Below are 13037 nucleotides of genomic sequence, written 5' to 3'. Positions count from 1 at the left end.
GGCGCGGCGCAGGGCACGGGCGCGCCCGACGGCGCAACTCCGAGCTTCCGACGTAGTATCGTCTCCGACATGACACGCGCTTCGATGTCTGCGCCCAGCCCGCGAGTCGCTGTCACCCCCCTCGGCCCTTCCGCCGCCGCGACGGTCTGCTTCCGCCTTCGCGGCCGGCTCCATGTCACCGTCGTCGTGAAGGCGACGTTCGCGCTCGTCCCCGAGGGGCGCATGTCGCTCGTCGCCCCGGATCCGATCGCGGCGGAGGAGCAGCCGGATCCTTCTGGCCAGCGCCTCCAGGTCGCGAGCGACCTCGCGCCGTACCTCGATCCGTGCGGCGTCGTGGTGACCGGCCACGCAGAGCTGCCTCCGGGCTTCTCGTCGCCGCACGCCATGGTCCGGCTGACGGTCGTGCAGGACGGCCAGCTCCGCATCGACAAGCAAGCTCAGCTCGACGGCTCCGCGCGCGTCGGCCCAGCCCGCTCCCACGTCCGTATCGACGGCCTGGGGCCGCTTCCCCGCACCTCGCCGCTGCGCAGCCGGCTGCTCGGCGCGGTCGACGCGCGCCGCGTTCACGGCGCGCTGCTCGACATCCCCGAGGGGCTCGACTGGAGCTACTTCCAGGCGGCGCCCATGGATCAGCGCATCCCGGCGCTGCGCGGCGACGAGTGGATCGTGCTCGGAGGCATGATGGCGCAGCGGCCGAAGCTCCGGACGCAGCTGCCCGAGGCGCGCGGCGTCGCGCGGCTGTACCGACAGAAGCTTGCCTCGCCGCGCGCCGGGGAGCCGATCTCGCTCCGCGCCGACACGGCGCACATCGACGTGGATCGGCGGCGCTGCTCGGTGGTGTGGCGCGGCCATGCGCCCGTCGAGGAGGCGGAGATCGAGTCGCTGCGCGTTCTCGCGGGCGTGGAGCTCCCGGGGCAGCCGATCGCATGGGCCGATCCGTTCGCCGCCGGCGGCGCTTCCGCTGCGCCCTCGGGATCGGCCTCGCAGCAAAACCCCAAGGCCATCACGCTGGACGGCACCAGCCAGCTCAGCCCCGAGGACGCTGCCAGGTTGGTTGCGGCGGTGGCGACCCCGTTCAGTGCGACGCGAGGGCTTTCGGAGCCTGCGCGCTCGGTGACGCCGGCGGCATCGCAGCCGACCGTCGCCCCGCGCGCTGCTGCGGCCCCTCCCGCGCGGCCCGGTGGCGTCCGCGACCTGCTCGGGGAGACGGACGCGCTCGATCCCGAGGACGCGGCCAGGGTGGTGGCCGCCGGGGCGATGCCGTTCAGCACGACGGGACTGCCTTCGGAGCCTATGCGCTCGGCGACGCTTTCGACGTCGCAGCCGGCTGTCGCCCCGCGCGCTGCAGCCATCGCGCCAGCGCGGCCCGGCGGCGTCCGCGATCTGCTCGAGGAGACGACCTCGCTCGATCCCGAGGATGCAGCCAGGGCCGTTACTTCCGTGGCGATGCCGTTCGACGCGCGCCGTACACCGTCGGAGCCTGCGGGCTCGGCAGCGCCGACGGCGCCGCTGGCCGCCGCCCCGCGAGCTGCTGCGGCCCCGACCGTGAGGCGCGGCGGCGTCCGTGATCTGCTCGAGGAGACGACCTCGCTCGATCCCGAGGACGCGGCGAGGGCGATAGCCTCCGCCACGACGCCGTTCGACGCGCGCCGAGCTCCGGTCGCCGCGCCTTCCGAGCCTCCGCGCCAGGCAGCGTCATCGAGCGCGCCTCCTGCGCCCCCTTCGCTTCTCTCGCCAGCGCCTCTCGTCACCGCGCAGGTCCATGTGGCGCCGCCCATCGTGCGTCCGCCGGGCCCCGGCGATGCCCGCGCTTTGCCGGAAGGGCTCGGTGCTCAGTTCCTTGCCGCGATGGCAGACGCAGGGCTGCTTCACGGCTAACACCCCCAGGAACTGCCGAGGCAGCGCCGCACCGCTCGGCGGCCCCGATGCCGCGTCGGCTCTCCCGATCAGCTTCGCTGGCATCGAGCTCAGCTGTCCATTGCGGTCGAGCGGTCGCAGCATGTAGGATGGCTCGGGCTGAATGCTGCCCGCGGTCTGTCCGCGCACGCGCTCTGAACAGGGGAGAGGCCATGCACTCGTTTCAGGTCGACGGACTGGAGCACGAGCTCCGTGTGACGCGGTTCGAGGGGCGCGAGGGCATCTCCGAGCTCTTCCATTTCGACGTGCTCGTCGCTTGTGCGGACAGGGACATCGCGTTCGCCGATGTCGTGGGAAAGACGGCGCTGCTCACCTGGCAGGTCGGCGAGCTGCCTCGGCACCTCCACGGTGTCGTCTCGAGCTTCGAGCAAGGTGAGGAGGGCAAGCGGGTCACGGCCTATCACGCCACGGTCGTACCCGACGTCTCCCGCCTCAAGCACCGCAGGAACAGCCGAATCTTCCAGGCGCTCTCCACCCCGGAGATCATCGAGAAGGTCCTGCGCGCGGCCGGGATCTCGAGCAAGGGTTATCGCTTCGTGCTGAGCGGCGCTTATCGCCCGCGGGAGTACTGCGTGCAGTACCGGGAGAGCGACTTCGCCTTCGTGTCGCGCCTGCTCGAGGAGGAGGGCATCTGTTATTTCTTCGAGCACGACGAGGGCGGCCACGTGCTCGTGTTCTCTGACGGTGCGTCGGGGCACGGGCCGATCGCGGGGGAGAGCACCGTCGTGTTCCGGCCGCCGCTCGGCGCGCTCCACCAGAGCGAGCACGTCTCCCGTTTCCGTTATGTCGAGCGGGTACGCTCCGGGAAGGTGACGCTGCGCGACTATAACTTCAAGAAGCCCAGCCTGTCGCTCGAGAGCAACGCCCAGGCCGAGGCGGACGACGACCTCGAGGTCTACGACTATCCCGGTGACTACGACGCACCCGGCGCGGGATCGAGCATCGCCAAGATCCGGCTCGAGCAGATCCAGAGCTCGCGCAAGACCGGCAGCGGCGAGGGCGTCTGCCCGCGCTTCGTCCCTGGCCAGACCTTCACGCTCGCGGAGCACGCGCGCGACGATTTCAACCGGGAGTATCTGCTGGTGTCCGTGCGCCATGAGGGCCACGAGCCCGCGGTGGACGCTGTCCCCGAGGGCGACGCCGCGGCCTACCGGAACCAGTTCCAAGTCGTGCCGTCCGACGTCCCCTTCCGTCCGCAGTCGGTGACGCCATGGCCGACGATCAAGGGGATCCAGACCGCGATCGTGGTCGGTCCTTCTGGCGAGGAGGTTTATACGGACGAGCACGGCCGCATCAAGGTCCAGTTCCACTGGGATCGGGAGGGCAAGAAGGACGCGCAGAGCTCGTGCTGGATCCGCGTGAGCCAGATCTGGGCGGGCTCTGCGTGGGGCGCGGTGTTCCTTCCGCGGATCGGCCACGAGGTGGTCGTCGACTTCCTGGAGGGCGATCCGGACCGGCCGCTCGTGGTGGGGAGCGTCTACCATGGCACCAACGTGCCGCCGTACTCGCTCCCTGCGGAGAAGACGAAGAGCACCATCAAGTCGAACAGCTCGAAGGGCGGCGGGGGGTCCAACGAGCTCCGGTTCGAGGACAAGAAGGGCTCGGAGGAGATCTTCCTGCACAGTCAGAAGGACTGGAACATCGCGATCGAGCACGACAAGAAGCAGTGGATCGGGAACGACGAGGCGCTTGAGGTGGACCACGACCGGAGCAAGGTGGTGGGGAACGACCAGAGCGAGTCGATCGGCGGCAACAAGAGCATCGACGTCGCGAAGAGCCACACCGAGAGCATCGGCCAGGACGAGACCCTCTCGGTCGGGGGCAACCGCTCGGTCAGCGTGGAGGGGGATCACACCGAGTCGGTCGGGGGGAGCCAGTCGATCGACGTGGGAAAGAGCCAGAGCGCGTCGATCGGCAAGAACAAGAGCGAGACGGTTGGCGGATCGAGCTCGGAGAGCGTCTCCAAGGGCAAGTCGACGAGCGTGGACGAGGGCTACACCGTGACGGTGGGCAAGGACATGACGGTGACGATCGGGCAGAGCGCGAAGGAGGAGGTGAAGGAGAAGAAGACGATGATCATCGGGGAGAAGCTCTCGATCCAGTGCGGGGACGCCACGATCACGGTCGAGAAGAACGGGAACGTGACGGTGCAGGGGAAGAAGATCACGGTGAAGGGCGAGGGGCCGATCCGGGTCGAGGGGAAGAAGCTCGATGTGAAGAGCGAGGGGGCGGTGAACCTCGAGGCTTCTGGGAACGTGAAGATCAAGGGGAGCAACGTGGGGGTGAACTGAGGTCGACGGGGGGATCGCGGGCGCTTCGGGATGAGGGGGAGCGGAGGAGCTGGGTGATGAGAGACGACGGGCGGGCACCGGCGGCGGAGCCGAGCGGCGAGGCGATCCTGATCGAGGAGGGGGAAGGGGAGGCCGCTGCCGCCAGCGGGGAAGTGGCGGACGAGGGCGGGGGAGAAGCGGGAGCGATCGAGGGCGCGGAGGGGCTGCTCGAGCTGGTGGTCGCGGCGCACGAGGAGCGCGTCCGGGCCGAGGCAGAGAACGCCGGGCCGATCGAGGGCGTCGTGGTGGGGCGGATCGTCGGATTCGCGCAGAACGGCGATCCGCTCGTCGAGGCGGCTGTCCTGGGAGAGAGCGCGCGTGGAGGAATTCCGGCGCGGGCGATGACGGCGCTCGGGCCCGAGGACGAGGGGCGGGAGGTGGCGCTTCTGTTCGAGGGCGGGCGGCGCGACAGGCCGGTGGTGATGGGGCGGATGCACGTGGCGGGGGAGAGCGCCGGTGCGGCGGTGCAGGCTGGGGCGACGGCGACCGCCGATGGTGAGCGGCTGGTGTTCACCGCGGAGAAGGAGATCGTGCTCCAGTGCGGAAAGGCCAGCATCACGCTGACGCGCGCTGGGAAGATCTTGATTCGTGGGGCTTATCTGCTGACCCGGTCGTCCGGCGTGAACCGGATCCAGGGTGGATCGGTGCAGATCAATTGATCTCGACGATCGAGGCCGAGATCTTCGAGCAGCACGCCGTGGAGGCTGCGTTCCTGTGGTCCTACCGGGATGCTGCGGCCGTGGATCCGCTCTACGATTTGCAGAGCCTCGGTGAGCTGGACGAGCGGCTCGAGGCGCATGTCGACGGCCTGCGGCTGGCGGGTGATGCGGGGTGGGAGATCTGCAAGGGCGCCATCGACGAGGAGGAGCCGGGGAGCTTGTTTGCGCCCATGGTGCTCGCGGTGGAGCGGCGGGATCTGAAGGGCATCGCCGGGGTGCTCGACGTGGGCGGGGGCGTGCCGGCGCTGGCGCGGGCGATCGTGTCGGCGCTGGGGTGGGTGAGCTTTGACAAGGTGCGGGGGATCCTGCCGGGGCTGCTCTCGCACCGGGTTGGGCCGGAGCTGCACCGCATCGGGATCGCGGGGTGCGCGGTCCACCGACAGGACCCGGGGGCGGCCTTGGGATACGCGATTATGTCGAGCGACCTGCGCCTGAAGGCGCGGGCGCTGCGCGCCGTGGGGGAGCTCGGGCGGGGGGATCTGCTGGGTGAGGTGCGCGGAGCGCTGGGCAGCGAGGACGACGCGTGCCGGTTTGCGGCGGCATGGTCGGCGGCGCTGCTCGGCGATGTGGCGGCGCTGAGGGTGCTCGGGACCATCGCGGATCGTGGAGGGCCGTTCGCGGAGCGGGCTTGCGCGATGGCGATGCGGAAGACGGATCTGGGGATGGCGTCCACATGGCTGCACGCGATAGCCGGGACGATACGAGGGGCGCGCGTGGCGCTCGCGGGGGCGGCGGCGCTCGGGGATCCTGCGCTGATGCCGTGGATCATCGAGTGCATGGGGGCGCCGGAGCTCGCGCGGGTAGCGGGCGGGGCGTTCACGATGATTTCGGGGGTGGATCTGGCAGAGGCAAAGCTACAGGGGGCGCCGCCGCAGGGGGTTCGGAGCGGGCCGAGCGATGATCCGGAGGACGAGGACGTGGCGATGGATCCGGACGAGAGCTTGCCGTGGCCGGACAGGCAGAAGATCGCGCTGTGGTGGGGGAGTCGGGGGAAGGAGCTGAAGCGGGGGACGCGGTGTCTGCTGGGAAGGCCGATGGAGGTGGCGTGGATCGAGGAGGTGCTCCAGCGGGGGAGCCAGGCGGCGCGGGGGGCGGCGGCGGTGGAGCTGGGCATGCGCAGCGCGGGGCCGGGCATGGTCGAGGTGCGTGCGCCGGCGCATGCCGTCGGCGGGCGCAGTAGCCAGCGAGGCTCTCGATGACCCGTGTTGACGCTCTCCGGTCGATACCCTCGGATGAGCGAGGAGTCGCTCACCCATGACGCACGCAAGCGGCGCCATCGGCTTCGGGATCACGGCACTGGGAATGGTCAGCGCGCTAGGCCGTGATGTGGAGACCTCATGCGCCGCCGCCCGGGCCGGGCTCAGCGCTGCTTCCGAGCTGACGGTCATGGACTTCCGGACCCAGGCGCTCTTCGGTTCGGAGACCCTCGACGGGCCGCCGAGCGTGTTCGGCCACGTCGTCAGGGAGGTGGCCGAGGGGTTTGCTGGGCCTGGCAAGGCCCTTGTCCTTGGTGCGGCGGCGCTCCAGAATCTGATGCGGCGCAGGGGCCTGTCGCATCGCGAGCTTCGCCACACCGGGCTGGTGGTCAACCTATCCGACGCGGCGGTGCAGGACGCCGACGCGCGCGGCAGCTCTTCCGACGTCCACGGGGTCTCGCCCTCCGCCGCATGGCGAGCCCGCACGGCGTCCTTGGCGCAGCGGCTCGCGGACATGGCCGAGATGCCCATTCCAGGCCAGCTTCAGGCCGTGCGCCACGCCGGCAACGCAGGCATGTCGCTCGCGGTAGCGGACGCGATGACCATGATCCGGGATGGAAGAGCCGAGCGCTGCCTCGTCGGAGGCGTCGACTCGCGCGTGGAGCCTGGGTTCCTCAAGGCGGCTGCCCGCCTGAGGTTGCTCCGAACCAACGAGAACCCGGTTGGCCTGGTCCCTGGCGAGGGAGCGGCGTTCTTCCTCATCGAGCCGATCGACTCACGCCGAGCTCCCGCCGCTCTCACAGGCGCTCCGCTCGCCTTCATCGAGTCCGCGGTGTCCGCCAGCGATCCGGTCGGCCTGCTGTCCGAGGCTACCCCGAACGGGATCGCGCTCGCCCGGGTCGTGCTCGGGTCGCTCTCACCGAGCCACGGCGTCGAGCGGCCGATCTCGGCATGGCTCATCGGAGACCTGAACGGCACCGAACGGCGAGCCATGGAGTGGGGCGGCGCCCTGATGCGGGTGCGCGAAAAGATCGACATCGGCGACCTGTCCTGCTGGTTCCCAGCGACGTCGTTTGGAGATACGGGGGCGGCGAGCGCAGCGATGGCTCTATGCATGGCAGTGCGGGCGTTCGAGCGGGGCTATGCGCCTGCGCGAAGATGCGTGATCTGGATGTCCTCGGAAGGCGGCGCCAAGGGCGCTGTCGTGCTGCACGGCGGCTCGGGCTGACTGCGCGAAAGAGGTGGAGCGTGAGCAACAAGCATATGGAGGAGGCCAACGGCTGGAAGTTCAAGCGCAACCGCGACGGCGACAAGCATGAGAAAAACTGCTCCGACGGGTACTACCGCACCCTGACCATCCGCGACGGGACGGAGAAAACCAGGGGGGAACGGCGGGTCACCGAGATCCACCACGTGCTCTGCGTGCATGCCTGCTCGGACGAGACATTCCCGCCCACCTTCACCCAGGAGAGGATCGGCTTCATCCATAAATTGCTTGCGATCACCGACTGGGACATCAACGGATCCGGCAACAATATCGGTCTTCCGAAGAAGTGGGCCTATGTTCTCGATCCTGGCAACACGACACAGTGGGGCGGGTTGCCGTGCCACCAGGTAGATCACGACATCTATCTTGATGCGCTCGAGCTGTGGATGGCCGAGAACGTATGGGACAAGATCGAGGAGAATAAGCAGCAAAAAAAATGTGAGAAAATGGCCCCCGAGTCTGTCAAGGAGTTGTTCGAGTGCGGGAGCAGCGAATGGAAAAAGTTCTTGAAGAAGAGAGGCACGGATCACGGCGGCACCAAGGCCTGCCTCGATTACTGCCTCACCGGGTCGAACGACCCAGCCAAGGAGAGCGTATGGCACATACCGTTCTCTATGGCATGTCCGGAGAGTGACGTACGACGCCGCGTCAAGCCGCCGGCGGGGGCCTCGGTGGCAAGGAAGCACCTCCTGGCTGCTGCGGTTAAGTAGATTCGAATAGCTGCCCGGATGTCGCAAAGAAAGGAGTGGATGAACGTATGAGCTTCTTGCTGTGGAGGCCGGGGCGAAACATCGACGGTATCTGCAAGATCCTGGACGTGGAGGGGGTGGAGGACGCCTTCGAGCTAGCGCAGGGGGTGTCTCGGGCCACCGGCTGGCCCAAGGACGCGCGCTGCCGGATGGACCCTCGCAAGCCGAAGGACATCGCACTGGCGGATAGCCTGCTCGGAGCGAAGCGCCTGGTCGTCTCCGGGCGGGTGAAGAAGGCGCTCGAAGACGCCGAGGTCAGCAACGTCGAGCTCTTGCCGATCGCGATCATCAACCACAAGGGCCACACCGCATCGGCTGACTATTTCATCGTCAACCCGCAGGACGTCTGCGACTGTATCGATGTGGCGCAGTCGGGCGTCAAGTGGAACGCGCTCGATCCCGATTCGATCTGCGCCTGCGACTCGCTCGTGCTCAGGCAAGACGTGGTGCCCGCTTCGTACAAGGTGTTCCGCCTCCACAAGTGGCGGAACCTGGTCGTGATTCGCCGGGAGCTGGCTGATTCCATGCTGGCGCAGGGGCTTTCCGGGCTGAGCTTCATCGAGCCCTCCAAGTACACAGGGCTCGGCTGAGATGGATATTGCCGACGTTCATGCGGAGCTGGTCTCCGAGATTCATTACAACATGCTCTGCGTCGGCAAGGCGCCCATTGCAGAACTCGGCGATATCTTTGATGAGCTCGCCGCCCAGTTCGGAGCTCTCGGGATCTGTCACCTGCTCGAGTTCGCGGATGTCGGCGAGTTTCGTACGAACCTGATCCGCAGCGGGCATTCACGGCGGTACTTCTTGCGGCGCTCGCGCGCGGAGGGCAACGTGCGCGACAGGCACCTGGCGCTCAACCGGACGAACTCCGTCCTCGACGCCGTCGTCGCCGGCGACCTTGCGCTAGCGCGCCAGATCGCGGACGAGTCGACCGAAGTGTGGAATCCCGATTGGGAATACGAGGATGACCATTGCTTCTTCCTGCTGCTTCACAGGATGCTGCAGAACCCGGGTACATCCCCACCGCCCGACGCACCGGTGCTCCTGACGCGCTTCGAGCGCTCCCTGGAAAATCGGCGATCGCCGCGGTATGAAGTATGTCGAGCGCTGGTGGCAAGGGACTCGGAGGGGTTCGACGTGTCGGTATCGGCGCTGCTGGGCGAGGAGGCGGCGAGGAACGACGAAGCTCGTGATTCAGCGGCTGTGCGTGAGGGTGACGTCGTGTACTGGCCGCGCAGTTATCTCTCCCTCGAGGGCCTGGCGCTCATCAAAATCGCCGAGCTTCTGGGCATGAAGGTGAGCGGCGAGCTGGCCCGCTGCCCCAGGATCGCGCGTCTGCCCTGGGCCAGTCACTCCGTCGAGGATCTCTTCGCGGCGATCGAGGGCCTGGCCTGACGTCCGTGCGGCCCAATCGGCCGCCGTGCACGTGCACAGCGGGCTCGGCCGCTGTTTCAGAATTCCTTTTCGCACGCGGCGCACACCCGCTTCGGCGCCGGCCCTGCTGGCAGGATCACCACCACCGGCCCCTGCATCACCGGGAACGGCGGCGTGTTCTTGTCGTTGTGCAGCATCAGATCGAACGCCCGCGCCACGTTCTTCCCCTCGAACTTCACGTCGAACGAGAAGTTAACGAACTCCGCCTTCCCCTTGGTCTTGCTCGACACGATCCCGCCGAGCGAGCCGGCCTCGTCCCCGGTGCTCGTGCTGAAGTTCGAGTCCTTGACGCAGACCGACTCCCCGTCGCACTTCACCTTCTTCGTGCCTTTGGCCGTGTCGCCGCTCTTGGCGATGTTCGGGTAGGGGATCGGCAGGGGCGGCGCGGGGGGCGCCGGGGTCTTGCAGACGTCCGGGAATGCGATGGTGATCCCGTTGCTCTTCGCGTGGACCACCGACATCATGTTCACGCCTACCGTCACGCCCATCGCCGTCTCCTCGAGATGCCAGCGTTCACTACGGTCGAGCTCCCTCCCGGGACCAGCCCGAGGGGACCTGTCTCCTGACAGCGCCCAGATCTTCCTCGATCGCGATCGTGCGCACGTCGTGCGGCCCATCCCGCAGCGCGACGTACCCGCGGAACAGCGTCATCACGCGATCGGCGTCGGTGTCCACGATCACCGTATCCAACCGCAGCTCCACCTGCGCGTCTTCCTGCCGCACGAGCTCTACCCGGCACCTCGGGGCGCTGAGCCCGGGCAGCCGGAACGAGAGCCTCCCGAACGGCGACGCGTTCTCCACGAGCACCGGCTCGTCGCCCCTCAGGTATCCCGGTGCGACGAGCCCCTTGGAGGCCGCGTTGAAGAACCGCCGATCGAAATCCTTCGGCAGGAGCGGCATCCGTTCCTTGGTCCAGGCCTCATCGTAGGTCCCGGCGAGCGTGGCCCGGGGCTGCCAGTCCGGCGAGACGAACCCGAGTCCCGCTGGTGCGACAACCTGCCCGTAATGCTGCAGCGGATCGTTCGGATCCTCGATGTTCGGCAAGCGCAGACCCTCCTCGACGGCCGCGTTCGGCGCGCGGAAGCCGATTCCCACGGGGTTCCTCGGCTCGAGCGCATGCTTTGCCGGATCAGGGTGGGTACGGTCCCAGCCACCGAAGGCGTGCTCGTAGTTGAGCGGGACTCGATCGAACGGCCGCGGTCGCGATGGGACGAGGCCTCCCGCGTTACGGACCCACGCCCGATCGCCGAGGACCCGCACGGCCTTCCCGACCGGACCGACGCGGAACACGACCTGGAGCTCCGGGACGGAATGGCGCGGCGCCTGCGCATGGCCGATCAAGACAACGTCCGTCGCGGGCTTGAAGAAGGCGAACGTCGGCTCGATCTTGTAGCTCGACGTGGCGGCGTCGGCCCCCCACAACTCCCCGGCGAGGCTCGGTGGCGGCTGCTGCTCGGCGCGCTCGACGCCGCGTACCGGGTGCAGGTCGAAGGTCGCCTGCACCAGCGCGACGAGGAGCGGGCGCCCCTCCTCGTCGGTCACGAAGAGAGGCTCCAGGGCAAACGGCGTCTTGTTGTCGACCGCGGGATGCCCCATGCATCGAGAGGATCTCCGATCCGCCAGATCGGCGCAACAGGTGCAGCGCGGCTCTCTTTTTCCCCCGGCTCAGCGCACTACGCGCGGCTCGCCGCCGCGGCTGGTGCGCAACCCGTGAGCGCAGGAGCGGGCCGCTTTGCCGCGCTCTCCCGCCCCGATCGGTGTACAACCGCGGTCGCCGTCTCCGAGGTGTCCGACCCGTGGTGAGGCCACGTCAACCGAGCAGGTGCCCATGCGGAAGATCGTCGTCCACGAGCCTGGCAGCCACGACAAGCTCCGCGTCGAGGAGCACCCCGACCCGACCGCGGCGCGCGGCGAGGTGCTCGTCGACGTGCGGGCGGCTGGCGTCAACTACGCCGACTGCGTCGTCCGCATGGGCCTTTACGAGTCGGCGAAGAAGTACGTCGGCTGGCCGATCACACCCGGCTTCGAGTTTGCCGGCACCGTCGCCGCGCTTGGCGAGGGCATCTCCGATCTTGCGCCCGGGGCGCCCGTCTTCGGCGTGACGCGCTTCGGCGGCTACGCCTCGCGCGTCGCGGTCCCGCGCCACCAGGTCTTCCCGCTGCCGGCGCGGCTCACACCGGAGGAGGCGGCCGGCTTCCCGGCGGTGTTCATGACGGCGTACTATGCGCTCTTCGAGCTCGTGCGGCTGCGGCCGGGCATGTCCTTGCTCGTGCACTCGGCCGCCGGCGGCGTCGGCAGCGCGCTCGTGCAGCTCGGCAAGATCGCCGGCTGCCGGGTGGTCGGCGTGGTGGGCGCGGCGCACAAGGTCGAGGCGGCGAGGCGCCTCGGGGCCGACGCGGTGATCGACAAGAGCAGCGAGCCGCTCTGGGCGGCGGCGGAGCGGCTCGCGCCCGAGGGATACGACGTGATCCTCGACGCGAACGGGGTCGAGACGCTGCGGCAGAGCTACCGGCACGTGGCCTCGGCCGGCAAGCTCGTCGTGTACGGCTTCCACACGATGCTTCCGCGGCAGGGCGGCCGCCCGAGCTATCCGAAGCTCGCTGTCGACTTCCTCCGGATGCCGCGCTTCAACCCGCTCGATCTCTGCAACGACAACAAGAGCGTGCTGGCCTTCAACCTCTCGTACCTGTTCAATAAGACGGAGATCCTGCGCGAGGCGATGGAGCGGCTCGTGGGCTGGCTGGACGAGGGGCGCCTCTCGGCGCCGCCGGTGAAGACGTTCCCGCTGGAGAGAGCGGGCGAGGCGCACCGGGCGATCGAGTCGGGCAGCACCGTGGGCAAGCTGGTGCTGACGATGTAGCGGTGGCTGCTGGAAGGAGGCCAAGGCTCGTTCGCATCGCGCGCATCGCGCCTTCGGTCTCTCTCGCTGCTGGTCGGAGCGCCGCCATGCAGTCGCCGCATGGGCCGGCAAGCGGTAGGATCTGCTGATGAACGCTGACGCCGAGCTCCGCGTGCTTACCGTGGCCCGGCACGCCGACCTGTTCGCCCAGACCGCGCTCGCCACCGGGCGGATCTGATCGACCCGGAGGCTGTCGAGAGGCTCCCGGGAGAGATGAAACTCTGGGCGGAGGCTGTCGAGAGCCGCCGGCAGAGTTGAAACTCTGGGCGGAGGCTGTCGAGAGGTGATGTCCGGAACCACATCGTCGCCATCCGCATTCCGGACACTCGCGCGGCGCATCCCGGACACCCCGTTCCACTGAAGCGAATCTGAGGCGATGCCCAGTCGGCAGACGCCCCCGCCGAGCACGGTCCGTCCCGCCGACGGCGCCGTCCTGCGTTTGTTCTTGACAAATCTCTGAATCTGTCGGGTGAAGGAGCCAGTGTCGTCGTCCTTCTCGTGAAGCGCGGTCGATCGATCGGCCAGC

Annotated in this window: 11 protein-coding genes; 9 read left to right on the top strand and 2 right to left on the bottom strand. The window is 68.5% G+C overall.

The window, feature by feature from the left end; genetic code table 11:
• The first annotated feature begins 69 nt into the window (after positions 1-69).
• The 8 genes from POL72_RS05410 (at position 70) to POL72_RS05375 (ending at position 9573) form a co-directional block, all read left to right on the top strand.
• Positions 70-1878, top strand: coding sequence for a DUF2169 domain-containing protein (locus POL72_RS05410; protein ID WP_272093939.1), 1809 nt, complete (start codon positions 70-72; stop codon positions 1876-1878).
• Positions 1879-2069: 191 nt separating this feature from the next.
• Complete coding sequence (locus tag POL72_RS05405) at positions 2070-4208, top strand: type VI secretion system Vgr family protein (RefSeq protein ID WP_272093938.1); 2139 nt, start codon at positions 2070-2072, stop codon at positions 4206-4208.
• Between the two features lie 56 nt (positions 4209-4264).
• Positions 4265-4906 (top strand): DUF6484 domain-containing protein, encoded by a 642-nt coding sequence (locus POL72_RS05400; protein WP_272093937.1) that lies wholly within the window; start codon positions 4265-4267, stop codon positions 4904-4906.
• Entirely contained in the window at positions 4903-6165 is a 1263-nt protein-coding gene (locus tag POL72_RS05395; protein ID WP_272093936.1) for a TIGR02270 family protein, read from the top strand. The genes POL72_RS05400 and POL72_RS05395 overlap by 4 nt, the downstream gene beginning before the upstream one ends.
• A gap of 55 nt (positions 6166-6220) precedes the next feature.
• A complete protein-coding gene (locus tag POL72_RS05390) occupies positions 6221-7390 on the top strand; it encodes a beta-ketoacyl synthase N-terminal-like domain-containing protein (protein WP_272093935.1) in 1170 nt (389 codons plus the stop codon).
• Positions 7391-7410: 20 nt separating this feature from the next.
• Positions 7411-8139 carry a hypothetical protein gene (locus tag POL72_RS05385; RefSeq protein WP_272093934.1) on the top strand — a complete coding sequence of 243 codons (729 nt, stop codon included), beginning with the start codon at positions 7411-7413 and terminating at the stop codon, positions 8137-8139.
• A gap of 47 nt (positions 8140-8186) precedes the next feature.
• On the top strand, positions 8187-8768 hold the full coding sequence (locus tag POL72_RS05380; protein ID WP_272093933.1) for an imm11 family protein: 582 nt from the start codon (positions 8187-8189) through the stop codon (positions 8766-8768).
• A gap of 1 nt (position 8769) precedes the next feature.
• The gene (locus POL72_RS05375; protein WP_272093932.1) at positions 8770-9573 is read left to right on the top strand and encodes an Imm49 family immunity protein; all 804 of its coding nucleotides are present in this window, start codon (positions 8770-8772) and stop codon (positions 9571-9573) included.
• A gap of 56 nt (positions 9574-9629) precedes the next feature.
• Here the strand turns inward: POL72_RS05375 and POL72_RS05370 are convergent, their stop codons facing one another.
• Positions 9630-10100 carry a DUF4150 domain-containing protein gene (locus POL72_RS05370; protein ID WP_272093931.1) on the bottom strand — a complete coding sequence of 157 codons (471 nt, stop codon included), beginning with the start codon at positions 10098-10100 and terminating at the stop codon, positions 9630-9632.
• 28 nt (positions 10101-10128) lie between these two features.
• Positions 10129-11208: a DUF2169 family type VI secretion system accessory protein gene (locus POL72_RS05365; RefSeq protein WP_272093930.1), complete on the bottom strand. Its 1080-nt coding sequence runs from the start codon at positions 11206-11208 to the stop codon at positions 10129-10131.
• A gap of 232 nt (positions 11209-11440) precedes the next feature.
• Here POL72_RS05365 and POL72_RS05360 point away from each other — a divergent pair, with 232 nt between their 5' ends.
• Positions 11441-12472, top strand: coding sequence for a synaptic vesicle VAT-1 family membrane protein (locus tag POL72_RS05360; protein ID WP_272093929.1), 1032 nt, complete (start codon positions 11441-11443; stop codon positions 12470-12472).
• Positions 12473-13037: the final 565 nt, after the last annotated feature.

This window comes from Sorangium aterium, assembly GCF_028368935.1.
In the GTDB taxonomy this organism is placed as follows: Bacteria; Myxococcota_A; Polyangia; order Polyangiales; family Polyangiaceae; genus Sorangium; species Sorangium atrum.
This window is presented reverse-complemented; position numbering and strand designations above follow the sequence as displayed.

Excerpts from the sequence above, each read along its gene's own strand:
- POL72_RS05375 (WP_272093932.1), top strand. The coding sequence starts at position 8,770 with ATGGATATTGCCGACGTTCATGCGGAGCTGGTCTCCGAGATTCATTAC.
- POL72_RS05405 (WP_272093938.1), top strand. The coding sequence starts at position 2,070 with ATGCACTCGTTTCAGGTCGACGGACTGGAGCACGAGCTCCGTGTGACG.
- POL72_RS05390 (WP_272093935.1), top strand. The coding sequence starts at position 6,221 with ATGACGCACGCAAGCGGCGCCATCGGCTTCGGGATCACGGCACTGGGA.
- POL72_RS05380 (WP_272093933.1), top strand. The coding sequence starts at position 8,187 with ATGAGCTTCTTGCTGTGGAGGCCGGGGCGAAACATCGACGGTATCTGC.
- POL72_RS05370 (WP_272093931.1), bottom strand. The coding sequence starts at position 10,100 with ATGGGCGTGACGGTAGGCGTGAACATGATGTCGGTGGTCCACGCGAAG.
- POL72_RS05365 (WP_272093930.1), bottom strand. The coding sequence starts at position 11,208 with ATGGGGCATCCCGCGGTCGACAACAAGACGCCGTTTGCCCTGGAGCCT.
- POL72_RS05360 (WP_272093929.1), top strand. The coding sequence starts at position 11,441 with ATGCGGAAGATCGTCGTCCACGAGCCTGGCAGCCACGACAAGCTCCGC.
- POL72_RS05400 (WP_272093937.1), top strand. The coding sequence starts at position 4,265 with ATGAGAGACGACGGGCGGGCACCGGCGGCGGAGCCGAGCGGCGAGGCG.
- POL72_RS05410 (WP_272093939.1), top strand. The coding sequence starts at position 70 with ATGACACGCGCTTCGATGTCTGCGCCCAGCCCGCGAGTCGCTGTCACC.